Origin of the sequence: Ekhidna sp. (assembly GCF_965221965.1) — a bacterium.
In the GTDB taxonomy this organism is placed as follows: Bacteria; Bacteroidota; Bacteroidia; order Cytophagales; family Cyclobacteriaceae; genus Ekhidna.
Genome location: NZ_OZ244926.1, coordinates 3,850,267 through 3,873,060, shown reverse-complemented (window position 1 = coordinate 3,873,060; position 22,794 = coordinate 3,850,267). Strand labels below are relative to the sequence as shown.

General features: G+C 40.7%; 22 protein-coding genes. 11 read left to right on the top strand and 11 right to left on the bottom strand.

Annotated features, from left to right (window positions below; translation table 11 throughout):
* Nucleotides 1–19: 19 nt before the first annotated feature.
* The 3 genes from ACOQON_RS18085 (at nucleotide 20) to ACOQON_RS18075 (ending at nucleotide 1,785) form a co-directional block, all read left to right on the top strand.
* Nucleotides 20–652, top strand: coding sequence for a lipoprotein signal peptidase (locus tag ACOQON_RS18085; protein WP_420576833.1), 633 nt, complete (start codon nucleotides 20–22; stop codon nucleotides 650–652).
* Nucleotides 653–654: 2 nt separating this feature from the next.
* Nucleotides 655–1,395: a DUF1835 domain-containing protein gene (locus ACOQON_RS18080; RefSeq protein ID WP_420576832.1), complete on the top strand. Its 741-nt coding sequence runs from the start codon at nucleotides 655–657 to the stop codon at nucleotides 1,393–1,395.
* Nucleotides 1,396–1,479: 84 nt separating this feature from the next.
* Entirely contained in the window at nucleotides 1,480–1,785 is a 306-nt protein-coding gene (locus ACOQON_RS18075) for a hypothetical protein (RefSeq protein WP_420576831.1), read from the top strand.
* Between the two features lie 48 nt (nucleotides 1,786–1,833).
* Here the strand turns inward: ACOQON_RS18075 and ACOQON_RS18070 are convergent, their stop codons facing one another.
* Entirely contained in the window at nucleotides 1,834–3,039 is a 1,206-nt protein-coding gene (locus ACOQON_RS18070) for an alpha/beta fold hydrolase (RefSeq protein ID WP_420576830.1), read from the bottom strand.
* A 78-nt stretch (nucleotides 3,040–3,117) separates the two neighbouring features.
* Between ACOQON_RS18070 and ACOQON_RS18065 the strand changes: the two genes are divergently transcribed.
* Both ACOQON_RS18065 and ACOQON_RS18060 read left to right on the top strand, forming a co-directional pair.
* A complete protein-coding gene (locus tag ACOQON_RS18065) occupies nucleotides 3,118–3,753 on the top strand; it encodes a DUF6134 family protein (protein ID WP_420576829.1) in 636 nt (211 codons plus the stop codon).
* 44 nt (nucleotides 3,754–3,797) lie between these two features.
* Complete coding sequence (locus ACOQON_RS18060) at nucleotides 3,798–4,151, top strand: LytR/AlgR family response regulator transcription factor (RefSeq protein WP_420576828.1); 354 nt, start codon at nucleotides 3,798–3,800, stop codon at nucleotides 4,149–4,151.
* Here ACOQON_RS18060 and ACOQON_RS18055 read toward each other — a convergent pair.
* From ACOQON_RS18055 to ACOQON_RS18015, 9 genes are all read right to left on the bottom strand, one after another.
* A complete protein-coding gene (locus ACOQON_RS18055; RefSeq protein WP_420576827.1) occupies nucleotides 4,148–6,076 on the bottom strand; it encodes a tetratricopeptide repeat-containing sensor histidine kinase in 1,929 nt (642 codons plus the stop codon). The two genes, ACOQON_RS18060 and ACOQON_RS18055, sit on opposite strands and share 4 nt — an antisense overlap.
* Before the next feature lie 19 nt (nucleotides 6,077–6,095).
* Nucleotides 6,096–7,049 (bottom strand): signal recognition particle-docking protein FtsY, encoded by a 954-nt coding sequence (gene ftsY, locus ACOQON_RS18050; RefSeq protein WP_420576826.1) that lies wholly within the window; start codon nucleotides 7,047–7,049, stop codon nucleotides 6,096–6,098.
* A gap of 90 nt (nucleotides 7,050–7,139) precedes the next feature.
* On the bottom strand, nucleotides 7,140–7,289 hold the full coding sequence (locus ACOQON_RS18045; RefSeq protein ID WP_089355257.1) for a DUF4295 family protein: 150 nt from the start codon (nucleotides 7,287–7,289) through the stop codon (nucleotides 7,140–7,142).
* Between the two features lie 2 nt (nucleotides 7,290–7,291).
* Complete coding sequence (gene rpmG, locus ACOQON_RS18040) at nucleotides 7,292–7,474, bottom strand: 50S ribosomal protein L33 (RefSeq protein ID WP_370088773.1); 183 nt, start codon at nucleotides 7,472–7,474, stop codon at nucleotides 7,292–7,294.
* A gap of 88 nt (nucleotides 7,475–7,562) precedes the next feature.
* On the bottom strand, nucleotides 7,563–9,221 hold the full coding sequence (locus ACOQON_RS18035) for a M1 family metallopeptidase (RefSeq protein WP_420576825.1): 1,659 nt from the start codon (nucleotides 9,219–9,221) through the stop codon (nucleotides 7,563–7,565).
* Nucleotides 9,222–9,260: 39 nt separating this feature from the next.
* Nucleotides 9,261–9,986, bottom strand: a complete 726-nt coding sequence (locus ACOQON_RS18030) for a M24 family metallopeptidase (RefSeq protein WP_420578702.1) — start codon at nucleotides 9,984–9,986, stop codon at nucleotides 9,261–9,263.
* A gap of 23 nt (nucleotides 9,987–10,009) precedes the next feature.
* Nucleotides 10,010–10,708: an aminopeptidase P N-terminal domain-containing protein gene (locus ACOQON_RS18025; RefSeq protein WP_420576824.1), complete on the bottom strand. Its 699-nt coding sequence runs from the start codon at nucleotides 10,706–10,708 to the stop codon at nucleotides 10,010–10,012.
* A 146-nt stretch (nucleotides 10,709–10,854) separates the two neighbouring features.
* On the bottom strand, nucleotides 10,855–11,094 hold the full coding sequence (rpmB, locus tag ACOQON_RS18020; RefSeq protein WP_420576823.1) for a 50S ribosomal protein L28: 240 nt from the start codon (nucleotides 11,092–11,094) through the stop codon (nucleotides 10,855–10,857).
* Between the two features lie 60 nt (nucleotides 11,095–11,154).
* Nucleotides 11,155–11,250 carry a DUF5522 domain-containing protein gene (locus ACOQON_RS18015; protein ID WP_420578701.1) on the bottom strand — a complete coding sequence of 32 codons (96 nt, stop codon included), beginning with the start codon at nucleotides 11,248–11,250 and terminating at the stop codon, nucleotides 11,155–11,157.
* 107 nt (nucleotides 11,251–11,357) lie between these two features.
* Here ACOQON_RS18015 and rocD point away from each other — a divergent pair, with 107 nt between their 5' ends.
* Nucleotides 11,358–12,635 (top strand): ornithine--oxo-acid transaminase, encoded by a 1,278-nt coding sequence (rocD, locus tag ACOQON_RS18010; RefSeq protein WP_420576822.1) that lies wholly within the window; start codon nucleotides 11,358–11,360, stop codon nucleotides 12,633–12,635.
* Between the two features lie 48 nt (nucleotides 12,636–12,683).
* Here rocD and ACOQON_RS18005 read toward each other — a convergent pair whose 3' ends face one another.
* Nucleotides 12,684–12,812 (bottom strand): hypothetical protein, encoded by a 129-nt coding sequence (locus ACOQON_RS18005; RefSeq protein ID WP_420576821.1) that lies wholly within the window; start codon nucleotides 12,810–12,812, stop codon nucleotides 12,684–12,686.
* Between the two features lie 52 nt (nucleotides 12,813–12,864).
* Between ACOQON_RS18005 and ACOQON_RS18000 the strand changes: the two genes are divergently transcribed.
* The 5 genes from ACOQON_RS18000 to ACOQON_RS17980 all read left to right on the top strand — a co-directional run bounded on the left by ACOQON_RS18000 (nucleotide 12,865) and on the right by ACOQON_RS17980 (nucleotide 22,791).
* On the top strand, nucleotides 12,865–14,895 hold the full coding sequence (locus tag ACOQON_RS18000; RefSeq protein WP_420576820.1) for a tetratricopeptide repeat protein: 2,031 nt from the start codon (nucleotides 12,865–12,867) through the stop codon (nucleotides 14,893–14,895).
* A gap of 90 nt (nucleotides 14,896–14,985) precedes the next feature.
* A complete protein-coding gene (locus tag ACOQON_RS17995) occupies nucleotides 14,986–16,782 on the top strand; it encodes a tetratricopeptide repeat-containing sensor histidine kinase (protein WP_420576819.1) in 1,797 nt (598 codons plus the stop codon).
* Between the two features lie 104 nt (nucleotides 16,783–16,886).
* The gene (locus ACOQON_RS17990; RefSeq protein WP_420576818.1) at nucleotides 16,887–17,504 is read left to right on the top strand and encodes a response regulator; all 618 of its coding nucleotides are present in this window, start codon (nucleotides 16,887–16,889) and stop codon (nucleotides 17,502–17,504) included.
* A gap of 115 nt (nucleotides 17,505–17,619) precedes the next feature.
* Complete coding sequence (locus tag ACOQON_RS17985) at nucleotides 17,620–19,533, top strand: PQQ-binding-like beta-propeller repeat protein (protein ID WP_420576817.1); 1,914 nt, start codon at nucleotides 17,620–17,622, stop codon at nucleotides 19,531–19,533.
* A 69-nt stretch (nucleotides 19,534–19,602) separates the two neighbouring features.
* Complete coding sequence (locus ACOQON_RS17980; protein ID WP_420576816.1) at nucleotides 19,603–22,791, top strand: caspase family protein; 3,189 nt, start codon at nucleotides 19,603–19,605, stop codon at nucleotides 22,789–22,791.
* Nucleotides 22,792–22,794 lie beyond the last annotated feature (3 nt).

The following is a 22,794-nucleotide window of genomic DNA, read 5'->3' as shown; positions in this document are numbered from 1 at the left end:
GCAGACCAAAATAAGATCAATGAAAAATCAGGTTCTAAAATATTTTCTAATAAGTGTTCTTGTAATCATTGTTGACCAGATCGTGAAGGTGGTGGTTCACTACAACATGGATATGGGCACCCAGGGACAAATCCTGATTTTTGGAGATTGGTTTAAACTTCATTACCTCACCAATCCGGGTATGGCCTTTGGAATGAAGCTTGATTTTGAATTCGGAAAGCTGATTCTGACTGTCTTTAGAATTGGTGCCATGATAGCCATTGGGTATTACCTTTATACCATTATTCAGAAGCAGGCCAATTCCGGCTTGATCATCTGTATTGCGTTGATTCTGGGAGGTGCTATCGGAAATCTTGTGGATTCCATTTTTTATGGAATTTGGTTTGATAATGCTCCTTATGATGCACCCAGTCCATGGTTTCATGGGCAGGTAATTGACATGTTCTACATCGACATTTGGGAAGGCTACCTACCAAACTGGATTCCATTACTTGGTGGTGATTACATGGCCTTATGGCCGGTTTTCAACATTGCGGATGCCTCTATTTTTGTAGCAATCTGTTTCATCATCATCTTTCAGAAAAGGTATTTTAAGAAGGAGGAAAGTGAGACTAAAGCCGAAAAAGCTGAATTAGAAACCCAAGACTCATAGTTTTGAACGCTTTCCACATCCTCAACGGCGATGCGCTAAAAGATCAATTTCCTGTTGATCGTATAACTGGGGAAATCATTGTGGCTAGGGAATGCATGGTTGACGGCCCTGTTAATGCGAAATCACTGAAAGAACTATTTCAACTACGCGATGAGTTCATCACCGAAACGTTTGGCTTAGATGATTATGCTTCGCTTACAATTCCTGAAATATCAAAAATCACCAATATTCAAGAAGGTGAGGTAAACTTATGGTTTGAAGATGATCTCTTCTGTCAGGTGAACTTTTGGTTTGTATGTAGCCTCCTATACCAGAAAGATGTTAAAGTCTACTTAGTTCGACCGAATACTTCTTTAGAGTATGGTTTTGGAGGATTAGACCGGAATGGTCTTGTTAATGCCTATCAACAAAAACAACCGATGACAAAGGTCAACGTCAATCAGTTTGCTCTTTTATGGTTCGCATACAGAAAAAATGATATTGAGCGATTATTAAAGCTCGGCGTACAGGTTCATTCAGATTTCCCTTTTGTAATGAAAGCCATCGAAGCACATTTCGAAAGTTTGCCGAATGGAGAAGATCCCGGACTACCGGAAAGAACAATTGCAGAGATCATTGAAGAGAGTCCCAACCATGATTTTGGTACGATCTTTCGGGAGTTTCATAAGCGGATACCAATATACGGCTATGGTGACTTGCAGGTAAAAAGGATTTATGATAAGGTCCTGAGCTCAGGATCCTGAAATTTTTCGACAAGAAGAAGTACATAAATCTTGGGATGTAGCTGAGGCTCTTTTATTTTTCTGAAAAATTTCTACTTTAGTCCCATGAATAATAAGCCTCGCGTACTAAAAGCCTTTGAAGCATTGGATACTGAGATCCAGGAGCAAATCAAACTTGCTTATCCGGAAGGATTTAAAGATCACCTGATCAAATTCATGAACAAAGATGGAGAGTACCAAAGCGGACTTCCCTTTGAAACAGATGATAAATACTATTTGGTGAAAATGACTGTGGCGGAAGCTAAAGAGTTAATCGCTGAGGATGACGACTATGATGATGACGGAAATTTGAGAGATGATGTCCGTGAAGAATTCGAGGAGCGCTATGAAGATGATGATGATTTTGAATAATCGAGATCATGTTATGCATATCTACTAAGACATCCAACCCACGCTATTTTATATCTCTTCCGTCACAATTTCCGGTTTCCCCTCCAGCGTTTTATGCACCGGACATCTATTAGCAATTTCAATCAATCTTTTTCTTTGTTCATCTGTCAGATCACCGGTTAGTTTGATCTTACGTTTTATTTGATCAATCTTTCCTTTTGAGCTTTCACTGTTTTCCCCATCCTTCATGTGTATCTTATCGTGGGTCAGTTTCACTTCCACTTCCTGAAGGTCAATCTTTTTGTGATCTGCGTACATTCGTAAGGTCATGGCGGTGCATGCACCCAATCCGGACAAAAGATAGCCATAAGGAGTTGGACCATAGTCATCTCCGCCAACGCTTGGCGGTTCATCAGCAATCATCTGATGACGACCTGCAATTACCTCCGTGGTATATCCTTTTTCGCCGACACGTGTCCAAACTTCACCTTCAGGGGTCTCCTCCCGATCTTTCACCTCGATGTATCTGCTTGCCCAGCTGGAAATGATGGAACCAACATATTTTGCATCTTCCTCCTTTTGCATCAAATGATCAGCACCATCTAATGAAATGAAACTTTTTGGATGCATAGCTTGCTCATAAATTTCTTTCGCATTGTTGATGCCTACGATGTTGTCCTGAGGTGAATGAATAACCAACAATGATTTTTTCAGATTCTTAATAACGTCATCCCTTTCCCTGTTTTCCAGATCATTAAGGAATTGCTTCTTCATTTTAAAGGTACGCCCTCCAATATTCACTTCAGCTTCTCCCTTTTCCTCTAAATCTTTTCTACCATTGTTTAATAAATGTGTAACATGATCCGGTGTTGAAGGGGCTCCAATGGTTGCTACTGCTTTAATATTTTTCAATTCTCCAGAAACATGTAGGACAGCCGCACCTCCGAGAGAGTGCCCAACCATGATTTGTGGGGCCTCATAATTCTCCTCCAGAAACCCATAAGCATCATTTAAGTCCGAGAGGTTTGAGGAAAAATTAGTGTCCGCAAAGTCTCCTTTGCTTTGGCCTAAGCCTGTAAAGTCAAATCGGAGAATGGCCATGCCTTGCTGTGTAAACGCATGACTAATATGATCGACCGACTTCAGGTTTTTAGAGCAGGTAAAGCAATGAGCAAAAAGCACATAAGCTTTAGGTTTACCAATCAATGGAAAATCTAATCGACCTGAAAGCTCTTGTCCATCCGAATTTTCAAAACTTACTTTTTTATATCGCATGAGTTGGGAGATTTTAATCTATCTTGAGCGGAAACAATTTGAAACCATTTGTGTCATTAAGCTAATGATTTCAATTCAATGAAAAGTTCACTAACCACATTAATCTTTCTAATTGTCAGCCATGCAGCTATTGCGCAGACCCTTCACTATGAAGTAGTGAAAGGAAGTAAAAAGCTAGGTGATATGTATGTGGATCGTCAGCAGTCTGAAAATGAGGTGAAATATGAAATCAATAGCGAGGTAACTTTTCGAATCCTGTTCTCATTCACAGTAAACTATGAGTCTACCAGTGAGTATCAATATGGGAAGCTTATCAAAGAATATACACACAACAAATTGAACGGAAACACTCAAAAGAAATCAACCATATGGTTTGATGGAAAGAAGTATACCTTGGATCTGGATGGAAGTAGGTCCACTTTAGACCCCCCAATTAAATACTCCGTCGCTGCGATTTATTTCCAGGAACCAGCCGACGGGCAGAAGGTATTCTCACCTCAGTTTGGTAATTACCTGACCTTTGAGAGAGTAGGGGATCATGAATATGAAATGGAATCACCTGACGGCACCAATGTCTATTCATATACCAATGGCATCTGCTCGGAAGTGAAAGTATACAGGGATTTTGCCAAGTTTTCTTTCGTGATGACTCCTGAATCTCTGGTTGCGGTAAAGGATAAGAAAATTGTAGGTGGCTCCACTGCCGTGGATTAATCTTTCAGGAATTTATTTAACATTGCTTTTTAAGCAATGAAAAAATGATCACCTGTATTGCCATTGATGACGACCCTCTTTTCCTGCAAACGATCGAAACATATTTATCTGAGTATGAAGAAATTGATCTTTTAGGCACATATAATAACCCGGTAAATGGCATCATGCAAGTGGTTAAAAAGAAACCAGACGTTTTGCTTTTGGATCTGGACATGCCATACCTGGATGGTTTTGAGACACTGGACACACTGGACAAAAAGCCTAAAATCATTATGATTTCTGCCCATGTGAATCAGCCGGTAAAGAAACAAATAATCAAAATTGATAAATACCTTCGAAAAGTGGCCTTTAACAAGGAAGTCTTAAGAAAAGCAGTTTTAAGTGTGATGAACAATTAAGCATTTATTTTCTCCTGCATTTTCTGGACTTTATCAAAAAGCGGGAGTTTTACAGTGAAACTAGTCCCGGCTCCCTCTTTACTGTCGACCTGAATTTCCCCTCCATTCATTTTAACAAACTCATAAACGAGTTGCAACCCCAGCCCCAGTCCTTTTTCACCTGCAGTCCCGTAAGTTGATCGCTCTCCCGTTAGGTTGAAAATCTTATCCAGGTTGCTTTCAGATATTCCAATGCCTGAATCTTTCACCTCTATTTCAGCAAAATCCTCCGACATGTTAACCCTTATGTCAATTTCTCCATTTTCTCTGGTGAATTTTATTGCGTTATTAACCAGGTTCCTAAAAACCGTATGAATAGAGTTTCGATCCACCCAAACATTAGTAATCTCCGGGATATCAAGCGAAATTTCAATTTTCTTGCCAGCTGCCATATTTGAAAACATTCCTACAATTTCATGGATCATAGATGTCATTTCTACTTTTTCCGGAACATTAGGAAAATGTCCTTGCTGCTGCATGGCCCAATTCAGCAAATTGTCCAACAAAACCGTCAGCTGCTCAACAGTCATTTCCATATGGTCAGCCATTTTCAACAGCTGCTTTTTGTCGTCATCCTCAACAAAATGCCTGATCAGGTGACTAACACCCATAAGGGAGCTGATAGGACCTCTCAGATCATGAGAGATGATGGAAAAGAATTTATCCTTGGTTTCATTAAGTCGCTCGAGGGAGGCTTTCTGTCGTTCCAATACTCGATTAATTCGAAGCTTAGACCGATAGTATATGAAAATAACAATGATCAGAATCGCGAAAGCAAAAATGACAAGAGTCGATATAACAATCACCGACTGCTGATTTTTTCGCTGTGCTTTTAAAAGTTGTACTTCCGTCTCTTTTTGAGAAAGTTCAAACGCAGATCGTTGCTGAGCCATCTGCCTGATCACATTCTTGTTTTCAATTGAATCCTTAAGCGTCGTGTAAGCAAGGTGATAGTTCAGTGCTCCCTCAAAGTTTTTCTCTTTTTGACTGATCTTGAAAAGCAACAAGTTGAGGTCTCTTCTAAGCTCTAGCAATTCATAAAGCCTTGTCAATTCCAATGCTTCTTTTGCATGTGTTTTTGCTTGATCCACATTTCCTATTCGGAATTCAATTTCGCCTAAAAACTTCATGAAATCCGCCACCGCATAGTAGTCATCGATTGACCTCAAACTGGATATGCTGTTTTTCAATGCTTCTATCCCTAAATCTTCTTCTCCAAGTGCCGCTTGAGTGATTCCCATATTACCTCTGATATAAGCAAGCAAGGCTTCTCTTCTCATGTCGCTCAACTCAGAAAAATTGGTAACCAAATGTTCTGCCTGCTTCCCATAAAGCATGGACGAATCAAGCTTATTGATTGTATAGTAATCGTAGGCAGTGTTAAGTAAAGCGATAGAAAGGTTTAGTGTATCATTACGATTTTTGAAAATAGCAATAGCCTTATTGGTAAATTGGACGGATGTAGGTACATCCCCCTGACTCGCATAGGTAGCGGCTATCTCTCCATATGATGAGCCTATGAGCTTTTCATCATTATTTGATCTAGCTATTTCTAAAGATTTGAGTAAGTGTTTAAGACTTTGCGATAGGTCTCCCATAAACCGAAAACCAATGCCTAACTGTAATTCCGCGGCATGCTGAAAAAAGTATGAATCATTTTTAATTGCCAGGTCAAGCAATTCATTAGCCAATTCAATTTTTCTGCTTGTCTCAGGTTCTTCCCGAGTGATCGACCTAAGCAAGGTCATCTTCTCCTCCACATTGGAAGAAGATCGATATTGACTTTTAAGACTATCGAGGTAGTCATCCTGACCGAACCCTGAGAATGAAAAAGTCAGGAAAATAAATGAGATGAGGGTGGTGAAAAAGAAGGCATACCTTTTCATGATACCCACAAGGTAAGCTTTAATTTTTGAAAAAGGAATCGACGAATTCAGTCTTATTGAAAACCTGAAGATCTTCCACTTTCTCCCCAACACCAATGTACTTAACGGGAATTTTAAACTGATCTGAAATACCGATAACCACTCCTCCCTTGGCTGTTCCATCGAGCTTTGTAACAGCCAAGGAGGATACTTCTGTTGCTTTGGTGAACTCTTTAGCTTGAATAAAGGCATTCTGTCCGGTACTTCCGTCCAGCACCAGCATCACATCATGTGGTGCTTCAGGAATGAATTTTTGAACCACATTTTTAATCTTGGAAAGCTCGTTCATCAGGTTCACTTTGGTGTGAAGTCTGCCCGCTGTATCAATGATCACCACATCAGCATTTTCTTCTTTGCCTCGCTTTGCTGCCTCGAAAGCCACAGCAGCAGGATCTGTATTCATCCCCTTGGATACCACGGGTACACCCACTCTTTCCCCCCACCTGATCAGTTGATCAACCGCAGCAGCTCGAAATGTGTCCGCAGCACCGAGAATCACATTCTTTCCCAAAGCTTTGAACTGGGCAGCAAGTTTCCCGATGGTCGTGGTTTTACCTACTCCATTCACACCCACTACCAGGATGACATAAGGGCCATCTACCTTAGGTATATCAAAGTCGATCAGGTCTTTGGTATTATTCTCTGCCAGCAACCCAGCGATTTCCTCCCGGAGTATTTGATTAAGCTCAGAAGTATTAAGGTATTTATCTTTTGCAACCCGATCTTCGATTCGATCAATGATCTTTACGGTAGTTTCCACCCCCACATCTGAGGTAATCAGCACCTCCTCCAGTTCATCCAATACATCGGCATCTACTGTGGATTTTCCCACAACAGCTTTATTGAGCTTTGTGAAAAAGTTCTGCTTTGACTTTTCAAGTCCTTTATCAAGCGACTCTTTTTTGTCTTTGGAGAAAAAGCTTTTTAGACCCATTGATTTACAGGATTAGGTGAGTGTGAATATAAAAAAAGCCACCCTGACTTGGTAGTCGGAGCGGCCTTCCTTCTTTTAGGATTTAATTTCTTATTTCGCTAAGGTATCTTTCACATCACCTTCGAGAACCATCTCTTCTCGGTATGTGTAAGATCCGTTATCGCCTTTGATCGCCTTGATCACTTTGGCATATTTCGCTCCACCTGGTTGCTTAAGAGTTGCTACTACTTTCTTTGCCATGGTTACTTAATTTCTTTGTGTACGGTATACTTTCTCATGATCGGGTTGTATTTCTTCAACTCGATTCGATCAGGAGTGTTTTTTCTGTTCTTGGTGGTAATGTACCGGCTAGTGCCAGCAAGACCACTGTTTTTGTGCTCTGTGCACTCAAGAATTACCTGGACTCTATTTCCTTTCTTCGCCATTTTATTTTGTCTTTTCCAAAAAGGAGTGCAAATGTAGAAAATTTCAAGCTTCTAATGAAACATTCAGAAAATTAATCTCTTATATATTTCACTCCGGTACTTTGTTGATCTTCACCTCATTGACATAGATGTAATAATCATCACTTATGGACAAGTTCTTATCGGTAATTTCCATCAATTGAAATGAAGAATTAGGGTTTAGTACCGCTTCTTCACCCCCAACCTTGACCCTTACCGGCATATCGAATGATGCAATGCAGTTCGTCCATCTGTAAATCAACCGGTTACCCATTACAGCATATTCGAAAACCGGAATTCTGGCATCTCTCAGATATTGGTCAAACACATTTGAAAGATCCATTCCGGATTGATCTGAAATATAAGATTCCACATCTGAAGTTGTTACGGTCTGGTGATAGAATTTCTTATTAAGCCCTCTCAAAATTTCTCTCCACTTACTGTCATCGTTTATGACCTGTCTCACCGTATGAAGCAAGTTGTTTCCTTTCGGATACATATCCTTCGAGCCCTCACTATTGACATCATAGTCTCCAATTATGGGTTCACTATTTTGGATACCCAGCCTTAATCCCTGAGTATAAGATGATGCTGCTTCCTTGCCATAAAAATATTCTATGAATAAGCTTTCTGAATAGGTAGTAAAGCCCTCATGAATCCACATATCAGCGACATCTTTATAAGTAATGTTATTCGCAAACCACTCATGGCCGGTCTCGTGAATGATGATATAATCCCACTTCAACCCCCATCCGGTACCACTAAGATCCTGCCCTAAATAGCCTTTCAGGTATTGATTACCATAGGTCACAGAACTTTGGTGCTCCATTCCCAAATAAGGAACTTCAACCAGCTTATAGCTATCCTCATAAAACGGGTAGGGTCCAAACCAGTGCTCCAGTGCTTCAAGCGTTCGAAAGGCGTCTTCAAAATGCTCTTTTGCTTTATCCTCATTGTAGCTGAGCACCCAAAAATCAACATCAAGGTTTCCTTTCTCTCCTTTGTATTTTGATGAAATATTTACGTAATCACCAATATTCACATTTACACCATAGTTATTGATTGGATTCACCACTTTCCAAATGAAAGTTCGAGTACTGTCTTTATTCTTTTTGATTTTCTCCAGCCTGCCGTTCCCTACAGCCGTGAGTTTTTCTGGTGCCTGAATGCTTAGCGTCATACCATTATCTGGCTCATCGTACATGTGATCCTTGCATGGCCACCACAAACTTGCTCCTATTCCCTGATTTGAGGTGGCAATAAAGTGATTGCCATTTTCATCCTTTTTCCATGAATAGCCACCGTCCCAAGGAGCTCGTATTGCTGCTCTCGGGTTACCTTCAAAGTGAATAGTTACTTTCCCTTCCGATCCTTTGGTTTGAGTTGGTAGCTGAATGAAATGCGCATTGCCTTCATTAGTGACTTCCAACTCAGCTTGACCCTGAGTCACTTTGGTGATTTGCATTGGCTCCTGTAGGTCAATTTGCATGACATTAGCCGATTCCAACACTTCATACGTGATGGTATTACTTCCGGAAATGAACTTCTTTTCCGGATCTACAGAGACAAACAAATCGTAATATTTGAGATCCCACCATACTCGCTCTGGCGTAATGGATCCTCGTAAGGAATCCTGTCTGGTGTAGGTTTCTTGTTTATCAAATAATTCGGTTTGAGCATGTAGCTGAAAGCTGGCTATGATGATTGAAGCCGTTACTAATTTTTTCATGGATGATTTTTATTGGTGAGTATATTTTTGAGGAACAAATTATTCCTCATCCAGGTCTGGCAAAACAAACGAATCGAGCGGACTTGACTCTTGCATCATTTTTTCTATCTCATCACTTTTTCTCGGAGCAATGTCCGATAGCAGCTCATAACCATCTTCTGTTATTAATACATCATCCTCGATACGAACGGCAATTCCCCACCATTTCTCATCACATTTTGCACCCTCAGGAATGTAAATTCCTGGCTCAATGGTGATCGCCATGCCGGGCTCTAGATATTCATAGTTTCCCTTGTCATGAACATCCAGGCCGATATGATGTCCCAGACCGTGCGGATAATAAAGGTGACGTTGATTCGCACTGTCAATGATTCCTAATTCCGCCAGACCTTCATTGATGATTCTTCTTGCTATTCCAAAATCCAGATCCCTGGTAATATTCACACCTGGCTTACATGCTTTGATTGCTTCATCCTGTGCTTTATAAACCAAGTCATAAATGGCCTTTTCTTCCGTGGAAAATTTTCCATCTATCGGAATGGTACGTGTTACATCCGCTGTATAGCCATGATATTCAGCTCCCAGATCCATCAGTATCATTTCATCACTGGATATTTCCGGCTTATAATTTTCAATATAATGAAGAATGCATCCATTATTTCCTGCACCCACAATAGATGGATAACCCTCGTACTCTGCTTTATACTTCTTGAAAATGAACTCATGAAGCCCTTGAATTTCAAATTCGCTCATGCCTGGTTTCATGGCTTTCATAACCTCCACTTGTGCTATGCAAGAAATGTCAACCGCCTTCTTAGTAGATCCCGTTCTTCTTCAGTTTTGATCCCCCTCAGATCTTTCATGATCTGATCAAGTGTCTCAACATCCAGATTATTAGCTGATGATTCGATCGTCAAATCTCCTTCTGTAGGATAACCTGCCTTCTGCTTAAATAATGCTATGAGATCATACAAATCACCCTCTGCATTCGTGTCACGCACATCATTAAAGAAATCATAAAAGAGAACTTTGTCGAAATTCGAAAAATCAATATTGTAATCTGCGAATGCTGTGTTGTTGAAAACCTGGTTGAACGCCAGCTTTTCTTTTACGCCAGTGATCCCCATCCTTCGTCCTGTCCACATTTCTGCCATCGCATTTCGAGGTTGGATGAAAATGATTTCGTTGTAGTTTCCTTCTGGTCCCTCTTGTTCTCCTTTGAAAACCAAAAGAACGGCATGTGGCTCTTTATAACCCGTTAGGTAATAGAAGTTAGGGTCCTGATGATAGATGTAGTCTACGTCATTGGCTCGATTTCTTACCGGATTTGCGAAAAATACGGCCACTGAATTAGCTGGCATTTTTTCCCTTACAAGAGCCCTTCGCTCTTTATGAAATTCGGTTGATAAAAAATCGTTCGGCAGATTTTCCTGTGCAAGTACAAGAAAAGAAACTGTCAACAATATCAATGTGAAAAACTTCTTCATAACGAAATCATATTAGTTTGGGATTAAATATAACATGCAGTGCACCTACTGCAGAAGTCGAATCCAGCATTGGTTAGATTACAGGATAAAAGGCAAAAAAAATCCCGACGAAACTCGTCGGGATTCAATTTCTTTTCAAAACCAATTTATTTGATCACCATGCCATTGGCACGTGCTTGCTTTAGCACAGAAGTGATACCATTTTTATTGATTGTTCTTAGTGCAGAAGTAGATACTTTCAAAGTAATCCACTTATCTTCCTCAGGGATGTAAAATCTCTTCTTCTGAAGATTCGGATTGAATCTTCTTTTGGTTTTATTATTCGAGTGAGAAACATTGTTCCCTACCTGAGGTCTCTTACCGGTTATATCGCAAACTTTTGACATCTTTCTCGTCCGTTTTCAAAAATGGAGTGCAAATATCGGGATTTCAATCCAATATGCAAACTATCGCTTGACATTTTCGTGATTATATGGACAATGGAGACAGGCGTTCCCACAGCAATAGCCTCTTTTCAAATGATATTGCTCTGTGAACACCATTAATCCTGCTTCGTTAATATAGTAGTCTTCGGGTTGTAAAGTCACTTTGTATTGTGCCTCAAAGGCGAAATGATTATTCTTGCAATCGATTGATAAACAGCAAAACTATGATAGAAAACAAAACCCTTTCCAGTGAAGAATTGATCAGCTTAGAAGATAAGCACGGGGCGCATAATTATCATCCCCTGCCGGTAGTTCTTGCTAAAGGTGATGGCGTGTATGTGTGGGATGTAGAAGGAAAGCAATATTATGATTTTCTATCTGCATATTCTGCGGTAAATCAGGGGCACTGCCATCCAGCAATTATTGGCGCAATGACCCGGCAAGCTGAGACACTAACACTTACTTCTCGAGCTTTTTACAATGATGCACTAGGACCCTATGAAAAGTTCATCACAGAATACTTCGGATTCGATAAAGTGCTGCCAATGAATACAGGGGCTGAAGCAGTAGAAACAGCCATAAAGATTTGTAGAAAGTGGGCGTATGAGAAAAAAGGCATTCCGGAGAATCAGGCTCAAATCATTGTGGCTGATAACAATTTCCATGGTAGAACAACTACCATCGTCTCATTTTCAAGTGACAATACTGCAAGCACTAACTTTGGACCCTATACACCGGGATTTATCAATATTGAATATGATAACCTTGATCAGTTGGAGGAAGTGATTAAAGGTTCGAATGTCGCCGGGTTTCTGATTGAACCCATTCAGGGTGAGGCTGGCGTTATGGTTCCCCATGAAAACTACATAAAGAGAGCTAAGGAACTTTGCGAAAAGTACAATGTGCTTTTACTCGCCGATGAGATCCAGACCGGAATTGGGAGAACAGGTGCGCTACTAAGAGTATGTGGCGATTGCACATGCGAAGGACATTGTGAAAAACAAGAAACGTATACCGCTCCGGACGTTCTAATCCTTGGTAAAGCACTTTCCGGCGGAGCTTATCCGGTATCTGCCGTTCTCGCTAATGATGAGGTCATGAACGTAATACAGCCAGGTACTCACGGATCTACTTTCGGTGGAAATCCTGTTGCCGGAGCAGTGGGGATAGCCGCACTGAATGTGATTCGAAATGAAAAGCTCACCCAAAATGCACGAAGATTAGGTGAAATCTTCAGAGATCGGATGAACAAAATGATCGAGAAAACAGATTTGGTGAAGCTGGTCAGGGGAAAAGGTCTTCTTAATGCCATTGTAATTAATGACTCAGAAGACAGTTCGACAGCATGGGATATTTGTATCAAGCTTAGAGATAATGGGCTGCTAGCCAAGCCAACTCATGGCAACATCATCCGTTTCGCGCCACCATTGGTAATGACTGAAGAACAACTTCACGATTGCTGCGATATTATTGAAAAGACCATAATGAAGTTCGGTAAATAAAGAAAAACAAATACTTCAAGGCCTGACTGTATTCCCAGTCAGGCTTTTTTATTCACCATCCACAACTATGTATCTAGGTCCATCTGCTGTGGATATTTGTTTTTCATTTGATGTAGAATCGCTCACATAGAGGATTGTTGCAAGTACAATAGCTGCTGAATAAAGAATTGTGTTCATACTTCAGAGTTTAAATCTTTAAATTAATTTTCTTTTTCAAAATCACCAACTGATGAAAGTTATCGCAACGATTTTCTTAACACTCTTTTCTGTTCTGTTATATGCTCAATCTGATACTGTAAGGATTATCAATACAATTGATTCTGCCTTTACTCTGAATCTAAATGAAGCCCAACCTCTGTTAGAAACGGCATTAAAAAAGTCAAAAGAAATAGGCTTTAAAAGAGGTGTCTTTGAGAGTCAATACAAGCATGCCAGGTTGTTAGCCAGAAATGGCGACTTTCTTGGAGCAATTGAGTTGCTAAAAGAAGCACGAACTACATCTGAGCTTACATTGAATGATGAAAGTGTTTTTTACAATTTCACTGGTATATGCTTTGTATACATGGGGGAGTATGATAGCACAGAAAAATACTTCCTAAAAACTTTAGCGATTAAGCAGGATATATCGGATAGTGTGGGAATAGGGACTCTTCTCAATAACCTCGGAAACGTTAACATCAGCAAGGGTAATTTAGAGAAATCAACCTCCTATTTTCTAGATGCTTTGCGAGTCAGAACCGCAATCCGAGATAGCGCGGGCATAGCATCTACAACCAACAATTTGGGTATCGTCTTTTACAAAAGAAAAATGTTCAAGGAGGCCATTGATAATTACTTGATTGCATTAAGCTTGAACAGAGATTTTAAGGATAAAACAAAGGAAGCTCTAATCCTAAATAACCTTGGTAACGCCTATGATGAAAGGGGAATCCTTGACAGTTCCTATGTCTACTATCAGTTGGCTTTTGCACTTTCCGACAGCCTGAAAGATGCTCGACTTATTGGAATCTCAGCCAGTAATTTAGGTGTGGCTGAGTTGAGACAGAAAAATTTCAATAGGGCTGAGGATCTCTTTCTCACTTCTCTAGAGGTTAGAGAAGCGTCTGAAGACAAGCAAGGAATGGCCGAAATTTACAATGAACTAGCAAGCCTGAAACTGGAAACCAATGAGTTGAAAATTGCAGAGGAATACTTCAAAAAAAGTTTATCATTGGCGCAAGAGATAGGATCATTAGAAATAATAAGAGAAGACCATTTGGGCCTTGCGGAGACTTATTCAAAAATGAAAGATTTTGAAAGTGCATTTTTGAGTCACAAAGAGTTTGTAGTATTGAAAGATTCAATTCTAAACATTGAAAATCAATCAAGCTTAAATGAACTTGTCACACAATACGAAACAGAGAAGAAGGAGCAACAAATTGAATTGCAGGAAGCGAAGCTTGCCGAGCAAGAAGCGACCATTTCCCGAAATCGACTCGCATTATTTGCTTCCATAGCAACGCTTCTTTTGCTTATCATTATTGGAGCCCTGTGGAGAAACCGAATTCGTAAAAAGCAGCAGTTGAAGTTGCAGGAAGCTAAGCTTGAGGCAAGAGAAGCTGAAATCAATGCCACCATATCATCCCAGGAAAAAGAACGGGCACGCTATGCCCGCGACCTGCATGATGGGTTTGGTCAAATGATCTCCATATTAAACATGAACCTTAAAAATCTTAATAGTGACACCAGACCGGATGAAAGACATAAAGTATTCGAAGCTTCCACACAGGTAATTGATGACATGTATAGTGAGCTCAAAAACATTTGTTTTGACCTCATGCCGCAAACATTAATCAAGCATGGACTGGAGAGTGCCTTAAAAGAGTTTTCAGATCGTATTAATCAGACAGGTAATATTGCAATAGAACTTAACATTTTTGGACTTGGTCAACGTCTGGAAGAAGTTCAGGAAATCTCACTATATCGCATTTCGCAGGAGTGGATCAACAATATCATAAAATATTCCGATGCTGATAAAGTCACCCTCCAAATCACGAAAGACGAGGGGGAAATCACGCTACTAATTGAAGACAATGGAAGTGGATTTGATAAAAATCTACTGATATCCGGTAAAGGAAATGGCTGGAAGAACCTCAATACTCGCTCAAACCTGATTCAGGGAACTCTTGAATTGGAAACAGCGCCCGGAAAAAAAGGAAATGTGCTGATTATAAATGCTCCAAGTAAGTTGAAGGTCAAGCAGGAAGGGATAGTGGCCTAAATAAGCACGATAATCCTTAAATACGCCTATTTAGACGAAAAGGCCTATCAGGTAGTTCCTTTCCAACCATTATTTTGCCAAATTAGATGGATGAAACCAACAGCCTTAGTAACCTTCTTGGTTTTATCATCAGCGCTTTTCGCTCAAAAAATTGATCAAGAACTACTTAATAAATTAACAGAGGTAAGGAAAGCAGACTGTGATAGTGCGATATCTCTGATAAACCAATACCAAAACCTCGCTATCAACCACCCTGAAGCAGAACTTAAGGCGGAGTTTTTCATGGAGGCTGGAATAACCCATTATTGTTTGGGTAATTATGATAGTGCATTGGAAAGTTATCAGCTTTCACTTGACCTATTCAAAAGTATTGGCTCAATATCAAGGCCCGTCGAGCTTTTGAATTTGATAGGGACTCTTCAAAAAAAACAGGGGGATTTTGATCTCGCTGAGAAATACTTCAATGAAGGCCTGAATTATGCTTTAAACAAAAATGATTCTCTTGGTATCGGAAACAGCCTTAATAACATCGGAATTTTACTATTTCAGCAAGAGAAGTTTAACCAGTCTCTTGTCTATTATTTAAAATCAACAGCAGTAAAATCCGCTATTGATGATACCATAGGGTTAAGCTACAACTATGATAACCTGGGGATGAATTATGCGGTATTGGAAAAATATGACAGTGCGCAGTTCTATTTTGATTTGGCTACAAAGTATAAGTTGCTAATTGGTGACCGTGCAGGCTATGCCATCGTCAAAAATAATATTGGAGAAATGCTTCTTGAACTGGGAAACTTGAATGGGGCAGAGCCATATTTTGATGAATCACTGAGAATTGCAAGAGACCTATCGTATGCCGAACTTGAACAGCATGTGCTCAGAATGAAATCAAACCTTGAGGAGCAAGGTGGGGATTATTTGAGTGCACTCAGCTTTTATAAGGATCATATAGGCATAAAAGACAGCCTATTCAATGAAAGAAAAAGTCAACAGGTAGCCGAGCTTGAAACGAAATATCAGACCGAGAAAAAAGAAGCCGAAATCCAGACACAAAAAGCAGAGATTCAACAGAAAAACTTGTTTCTTTTTGGTGCTTTAGGCGCAATTTTTCTCTTAATTCTACTCTTCATACAACACCGACAAAGCAGCAAATTAAAGGCTGAAAAGCTTGTGGAAGCGCATAAACGGATAGCTCGGGAGGCAGAAATTCAGGCTGCCATTGCTTCCCAGGAAAAAGAACGATCACGCTACGCTCGGGATCTACATGATGGGTTCGGGCAGATGATTTCCATACTTAATATGAACCTGCAAAATCTGCAAAAAGGAGCCAAACCCAATGAACGTCAAAAGGTGTTTGAAGAATCTTCAAAGGTGATTGACGATATGTATCATGAGCTTAAAAACATTTGCTTTGATTTAATGCCGCAAACGTTGATTAAAAAGGGATTGGAAAGTGCGCTTAAAGAGTTCGTCGATCGAGTGAATCACACTGGAAAAATCTTTATCGAGTTAAATGTATTTGGTTTGAAAGATCGACTTTCAGAAGTGCAGGAAATTTCACTTTATCGCATTTCGCAAGAGTGGATCAATAACATCCTTAAGTATTCAAATGCTACTAAAGTGACCTTGCAAATCACGAAAGATGATGATGAGATCACACTCCTCATCGAAGATGATGGTACCGGGTTTGATAAAAAACTCCTTATCTCCGGAAAAGGAAATGGCTGGAAAAACCTGAATACCAGAGCCAACCTCATTAAGGGAGAAGTCGAGTTAGAAACTCAACCCGGAGCAAAAGGAAATACATTAATCATCAATGCGCCAGCATACACCGAATCACCAGAAGCCGATGAAGTAGAGCAAAATACCATGGAGGTGGTATAGCTTCAGTTGCATTCCTTTCCCTTCTTTGACTTCAAATATTTTGAAGCTTAGAGGGAAAACGAATGAATTTGCTATCTTTCATTGGCAGAGACAAACCTGCCAAAATGAAAATTTTTCTAACTGACGATCATGCAGTTCTCCTGGGTGGACTGATTAAAATTCTTTCTGCAGAAGATGACCTGGAAATAGTTGGCTCGGCAGGCACGGTTAGAGAAACCCTTGATGAGCTCACACAGAAAAATGTCGACCTCTTAATTACCGATTATAACCTACCGGACGATGATGGACTCACGCTGGTCCGAAGAGTAAAACAAAAATATCCTGAAATTAACATCATCGTGCTCAGCATGCATGATGAAGCACATTTGATAAAAGAAATTCTGAAAGAAGGCATTAATGGGTACATACTCAAAAAAGACTCCCATGAGGAATTGGTCAGTGCGGTCAGGGCTGTAAAAAATGGCAAAGTTTATCTCAGCTCAGATGTAAACACTATGCTCATGAAAGGCCTGAATGGAACAGAAGAGCAAAAGCTTTTGACCGATCGTGAGCGGGAAATCTTAAAACTCATTGCCAAAGAATACACCAACAGGCAAATGGCCGAAGAGCTATTCATCAGTGAGCGAACAGTGGAAACACACCGAAAAAACATCTTCAGAAAGACAGGAACCAACAACCTTGTCGGCCTGATCAAATTCGCCTACGCAAACAACCTTATTTAAGCTTCACCTACGGGTTTCACGGTATATAAATATCCCACACTGAGTGGATTCCATCGGATGGATTATTCGCCAAACTTTGAATCGAAAATTAACCGCGAATAAACTTCGATCCGACATGAAACATTTATTAAAAACTATTTTAGGCCTTCTGCTAATGGTGACCTTTAGCCAGGCAAAATCGCAGGATGCCCTTTGGCAACTTGATTTCGACAGTGAAATTGAATGGCAAAACTCAACTGAAAGTGGAATCCTTTTGGTTGGAACCAAAGATTTTACACTACATGGCATTGACAGCCGTGATGGCAATATTCTATGGTCCAGTGAGGCGTTCGAGCAAGCCAAGAAAATGAAAGGTCCTGATGGGAAGAAAGTAGAAGCTAAATATGCTTTTGAAAACTTCATCCGTGTGCTGAGCGATGATGAATATCCTGAAGTATCCGATTACATTGAACTTAAATTTACCGATGGATATCAGTACAAGCAGTACGCTGTTATCAATATCCAAACCGGTGAAGAAGTAATCAGTCCGAAGATTGCTGAGATGCCAATTACGAAAGTTCCATTTTTCGGTGAAATGGCCACATTCAACTACAATGGAACTGGTTACATTCCTGCGTTGAGAATGGTAATTATTTCCACCACTTATGTGGATTACGAACAAAAAGGAAACCCTACTATCAACATTACAAAAATGGTAGATCTCCTTTCGCAAAAAATCATCTGGACAAACGATGACATAGCTGTAAATGGTTTCCCGGCACTACTTGAAGATGGCGACATTGTGCTTCCGGGCACAACAAAAATTGCCAAGATGAACCCAAAAACAGGAGCTGTGAAATGGGAATACAACACAAGTGAAAAGAATCAGACCTTCGAAAGCTTCGATTTAAGCCTTGATTTGTCTTCCGGTTACTTCTTTGAAAAGAAGAAAAACAACGGAACACTTTCAGCACTTAATATGCAAACAGGAAAAAAATTCTGGGAACAGGATTTGAAGCTCAAAGAAGTTCCTGTTATGTCTGCTATGCGTGACGGTGTGGTTGTCATCGATGACAAATGGTTCACTATGTACGACCTAAATAACGGAAGTGTCAAATGGGAGGTGAAGAAAATTGATGGGTATGTTGTTGATCTTGGAGATAAAGGTATTCTTGCCACTTCCAAAGACAAGCAATTGATCCTTCTGAACAGAGAAAATGGAGAGGAAATATGGAATCAAAAAATCAAGGGAATCAATATTGATCAGGTTGCTGCTACTGGCATTATGTATTCCGATGACAAAAGTCGACTTGGTTATATCCAGTTCGACGGAGAGTTGATCTGGGATAAAAAAGGAATGCTTGAAGTCCCTTCTTTGAGGTATAAGCCTGAGCTCACAAAAGAGTTAATGTTGATTGAGGGAGATCTATTTGAAATTGACCTACTTACTGGTGATTACAAAGTGCTACATAAGAACCTTTCAGGAAAATTTGACGGAGATGATGCAGCTCCGGAAAGTATTCAATTAGTAGCAGGCGGATACCTATTCTCTGATGCAAACAACCTCGTGATGCTGGAGACTGATGGTTCAGTTCGTTTCGATAAATATTGGGAAGCACCGGGGATGAGCCTTGCAGCTAAGATCGCACTAAGAGCCGCTCAGGCTTCTGTAATGGCAATGGGTGCTGCATCTCAAATGAAGTCCTCTCATATTGCTGCCAACTCTTACTACGGAACAAATGACTATTACAGCAAGATGTATGCTCAACAAGCTCAGGACTTGTTTAATGCCGCGAGCATGGTCGGCTCTGAGGCCAAAAAGAAATTCCAGGCTTCAGTAACCAAAGGAGACATCCGAATGATCCTGACACGCGTAGGTGAAGGTGGTCAGGGTAAAAGCTCAGGATTAGTAAAAGTTGACCGAAGAACAGGTGAAGAAATGGGAACACTTCTTCTTGGAGATAAAGATCCTGTTTATGATTTCGATCCTATTTCCGGCCAGGTTTTCTTCAAGTCTGACAAGAAACAAATCATTAGTTATAGTTTCTAATTTCTCATAAGGTTCAGCGATCAGTCGTTTTACGGCTGGTCGCTCTTATATATTAAAACCTCCACTGCCATGACAAAACTGCTGACCCTATTTTTGATATTTCACCTTAGCTTCTTGTATGCTCAACAAGGTGAGCTAATAATTCGACAAGGGCATACCGCCGGAATCAACATGGTGCAATATTCCCCGACTGGTGAGTATGTCTACTCCGCCAGCGACGACAAATCCATAAAAATGTGGGACGTTCAAACCGGAATAGATGTCAACACATTTAATGCGCATGAAGCTGAAGTAAACTCGATCCAACTATCCCGGGATGGAATGCTGATGGTAAGTGCCGACAGAGCGGGGACAATCATCCTTTGGAATGCGATTACCGGTGAGATTAAAACCAAAATCAATGCGCACAATGGCTCAGCTAACACGGCCAAGCTATCAAAAGATGCCACCAAAATCATCTCAGGAGGAGACGATGAAAAATTAAAAATATGGAGCGTAGCAGGTGACTCAATCAAAACCATAACAGGCTTCTCTGCCCCAATCATGAATCTGGCCATTTCTCCAAGTGGGGATCGGATTGTGACGGGTGGAGGTAAAAATAACGGTGTGGAAGTCAAGCTTGTGGATCCGGAAAAAGGCGCCATTCTGGCAGACGCACTGGATAATGTAAAAGGATCCGGAGCAGCATTAGCCTATACCAAAGCAATTATGACAGGGTTTGCCGTGATAGGAAATGTAGCCAATGGTAGAGTTGGTAAAGACATGACCACCATCTTCGTAATGACTTACTCCAACATGGAGTTTACTAACGATGGTAAACGAATTCTTTTCTCACAAAATATTTTCATCCCATTCTACTCAGAAAAAGGAGATGAAGAAGAAAATGGAAGTGCCAGTGTCTCGCTGGTAGAGCTCAGCGATGACCGAAACAATTTTGGAGAAGTCTCGAAACCCATCCGATGGAAAATCAATAATCCGCGTGGAGTCGCCGTGCTGAGCCAGGATCAAACGAAAGTCATTGTAAATGAGGAACGTTCCATTAAGGTCTACGACATTGAAAATGCGGACTTTCCAGAGCCGGGAAACAAAGAGGCAGTCAACTATGTCCCTCCGGTAGTTAAAGAAATTAAAAACATCACAAAAAACACCAATTGGCTGGCACTCTCGCCGGACTACAGAACCATCGTCACTTCCGACCAAAAAAGACAGCTAAAGCTTTGGGACTATGAAACCGGACGAAAAATCCGTGATATGGAAGGTTTTGTTCAGCCTGCCCTTGCAGTGGATGTCATGCCCGATGGCAAGCACATTTTGGTAGGTTCGCTGGATCGTGATATGACCATGTGGGACATTACCACCGGTACTCTGGTAAAAACTTTCGATCGGTCTTCGGACGTCAACCACATTGATGTATCCGCTGATGGCAATTACATGGCTACTACGGCTGTTCAAACCTCCTTTCTGAAAATCTGGAACTTCAACACCGGGCGTCTTTACAAAACCCTAAAAGAAAAGAAAGACAACATTGTCTGGGTAAAATTCAATCCGGAGGATGAAGACAAAATCTGGGCACTCACGGACGCAGATGACTTAAATGAATGGTCTATAAGTGACTTTAAAGACAAAAAATATAAGGGAGATTATCGTACGCTGGAAGATAAATTTGAGCGAGGCGAGTACTCCATTTCTTTCGATGGCTATGATGTCAATATCAAAAAAGGAGCTCAGGAAATTATTAGCGATACCCAACAGGGAGTCATCACAGATGCGGTATTCAGCATTGACTCTCGATTTGCCATAACGACCAATGAAACCGGAGAGATTGCGTTATACGACCTGAAAGAAGGAAAGAAAACAATGAGCATGGCACTCATAGGTGAAAGTGGCTTTATCGCGTATACGCCGGACTTCCACTACACCTCTTCAAAAAATGCCGCCAGGGCAATTGCATTTAAGGAGGGAAACAATGTATTGCCGTTTGAGCAGCTGGAGCTTAAATACAATCGGCCGGATATTATTGCTAAAACACTCGGTTATGCTCCGCAAAAGCTGATAGCTTCTTATGAAGCCGCTTACAAAAAACGACTGAAGCGGCTAGGATTTAGTGAGGATGATCTCTCCACCTCTAATGAGCTACCAAAGATTGACGTTGATATTCTTTCCATTCCATTGGAAACAGACCAGCGAATGCTCACTTTTTCAGCCCAGGCAAGCGATAAAAATCAATCCATAAATCGACTGCAGGTTTATGTAAATGATGTGCCTGCATTTGGATCAAATGGGCTATCCGTCAATCCCTCCTCTTCCCTTAGCAAAGACATCACCGTTGAGCTGGGAAAGGACCTAAACGAAATCAAAGTGACAGCCATCAATAGTAAAGGACTGGAGTCTCTGCCGGAAACATTCGAGGTTCAACTGACCACAGACTTTGCTAAGCCTGATCTTTACCTGGTTTCAATTGGTGTTTCTCAGTATCAGCAATCCCAACACAATCTGGCTTTTGCAGCAAAAGATGCCGCTGACATTATTTCCACAATGAAAGGCTCTTCTGAATATGAAAATGTTTATGAAAAACTCATAGTCAATCAGGAGGCTACCGATGCAAATATTCAAGCCATTCGAAGCTTTGTTGAACGAGCTCAAGTCGATGATGTCGTGATGATATTCATCGCCGGACATGGTGTATTGGATAAAGACTACACCTATTATTTTGCTACGTACATCATGGATTTTAATAACCCGGCCAGTGGTGGGTTATCCTACGAACAGCTTCAGTCACTAATTGATGGAATTAAATGCAGAAACAAGCTTTTGATGATGGACACGTGTCATGCCGGAGAACTAGATGAGGATGACATTGAAGAAGCTGAGGAATCCATCAGCTCGGTAGGTTCGGTTTCATTTCGTTCCACCGGATCGCTCGCAAAGCTTAAGGAAAACAGTTTTGGCCTGGATAACACTTTAGAGTTATCAAAAGCACTTTTTAGTGACATGCGAAAAGGAACTGGGGCTACCGTCATTTCAGCAGCAGGCGGAACTGAGTTTGCTGCCGAAGGAGTCAACTCACAGAACGGGCTTTTTACCAGCTGCCTTATTCAGGGGTTTAGAACACGCAGAGCGGACATCAATAGGGACAGAGATTATCGTGTTTCAGAAATACGACAGTATGTTGGCGAGCAGGTAATCCTATTGAGCAATGGCAAACAGGTTCCGACCTCTCGTGAGGAAAATATCAAAAACGATTTTAAGGTTTATTGAGCT

What these genes read in the sequence shown, in the direction of transcription:
- rpmB (WP_420576823.1), bottom strand. Translation starts at nt 11,094, where the DNA reads ATGTCAAAAGTTTGCGATATAACCGGTAAGAGACCTCAGGTAGGGAAC.
- ACOQON_RS18030 (WP_420578702.1), bottom strand. Translation starts at nt 9,986, where the DNA reads ATGAAACCAGGCATGAGCGAATTTGAAATTCAAGGGCTTCATGAGTTC.
- ACOQON_RS18070 (WP_420576830.1), bottom strand. Translation starts at nt 3,039, where the DNA reads ATGCGATATAAAAAAGTAAGTTTTGAAAATTCGGATGGACAAGAGCTT.
- ACOQON_RS18045 (WP_089355257.1), bottom strand. Translation starts at nt 7,289, where the DNA reads ATGGCAAAGAAAGTAGTAGCAACTCTTAAGCAACCAGGTGGAGCGAAA.
- ACOQON_RS18085 (WP_420576833.1), top strand. Translation starts at nt 20, where the DNA reads ATGAAAAATCAGGTTCTAAAATATTTTCTAATAAGTGTTCTTGTAATC.
- ACOQON_RS18015 (WP_420578701.1), bottom strand. Translation starts at nt 11,250, where the DNA reads ATGGTGTTCACAGAGCAATATCATTTGAAAAGAGGCTATTGCTGTGGG.
- ACOQON_RS18055 (WP_420576827.1), bottom strand. Translation starts at nt 6,076, where the DNA reads ATGAAAAGGTATGCCTTCTTTTTCACCACCCTCATCTCATTTATTTTC.
- ACOQON_RS18065 (WP_420576829.1), top strand. Translation starts at nt 3,118, where the DNA reads ATGAAAAGTTCACTAACCACATTAATCTTTCTAATTGTCAGCCATGCA.
- rocD (WP_420576822.1), top strand. Translation starts at nt 11,358, where the DNA reads ATGATAGAAAACAAAACCCTTTCCAGTGAAGAATTGATCAGCTTAGAA.
- ACOQON_RS18000 (WP_420576820.1), top strand. Translation starts at nt 12,865, where the DNA reads ATGAAAGTTATCGCAACGATTTTCTTAACACTCTTTTCTGTTCTGTTA.
- rpmG (WP_370088773.1), bottom strand. Translation starts at nt 7,474, where the DNA reads ATGGCGAAGAAAGGAAATAGAGTCCAGGTAATTCTTGAGTGCACAGAG.
- ACOQON_RS17980 (WP_420576816.1), top strand. Translation starts at nt 19,603, where the DNA reads ATGACAAAACTGCTGACCCTATTTTTGATATTTCACCTTAGCTTCTTG.
- ACOQON_RS18035 (WP_420576825.1), bottom strand. Translation starts at nt 9,221, where the DNA reads ATGAAAAAATTAGTAACGGCTTCAATCATCATAGCCAGCTTTCAGCTA.
- ACOQON_RS17995 (WP_420576819.1), top strand. Translation starts at nt 14,986, where the DNA reads ATGAAACCAACAGCCTTAGTAACCTTCTTGGTTTTATCATCAGCGCTT.
- ACOQON_RS18025 (WP_420576824.1), bottom strand. Translation starts at nt 10,708, where the DNA reads ATGAAGAAGTTTTTCACATTGATATTGTTGACAGTTTCTTTTCTTGTA.
- ACOQON_RS18075 (WP_420576831.1), top strand. Translation starts at nt 1,480, where the DNA reads ATGAATAATAAGCCTCGCGTACTAAAAGCCTTTGAAGCATTGGATACT.
- ftsY (WP_420576826.1), bottom strand. Translation starts at nt 7,049, where the DNA reads ATGGGTCTAAAAAGCTTTTTCTCCAAAGACAAAAAAGAGTCGCTTGAT.
- ACOQON_RS17990 (WP_420576818.1), top strand. Translation starts at nt 16,887, where the DNA reads ATGAAAATTTTTCTAACTGACGATCATGCAGTTCTCCTGGGTGGACTG.
- ACOQON_RS17985 (WP_420576817.1), top strand. Translation starts at nt 17,620, where the DNA reads ATGAAACATTTATTAAAAACTATTTTAGGCCTTCTGCTAATGGTGACC.
- ACOQON_RS18060 (WP_420576828.1), top strand. Translation starts at nt 3,798, where the DNA reads ATGATCACCTGTATTGCCATTGATGACGACCCTCTTTTCCTGCAAACG.
- ACOQON_RS18005 (WP_420576821.1), bottom strand. Translation starts at nt 12,812, where the DNA reads ATGAACACAATTCTTTATTCAGCAGCTATTGTACTTGCAACAATCCTC.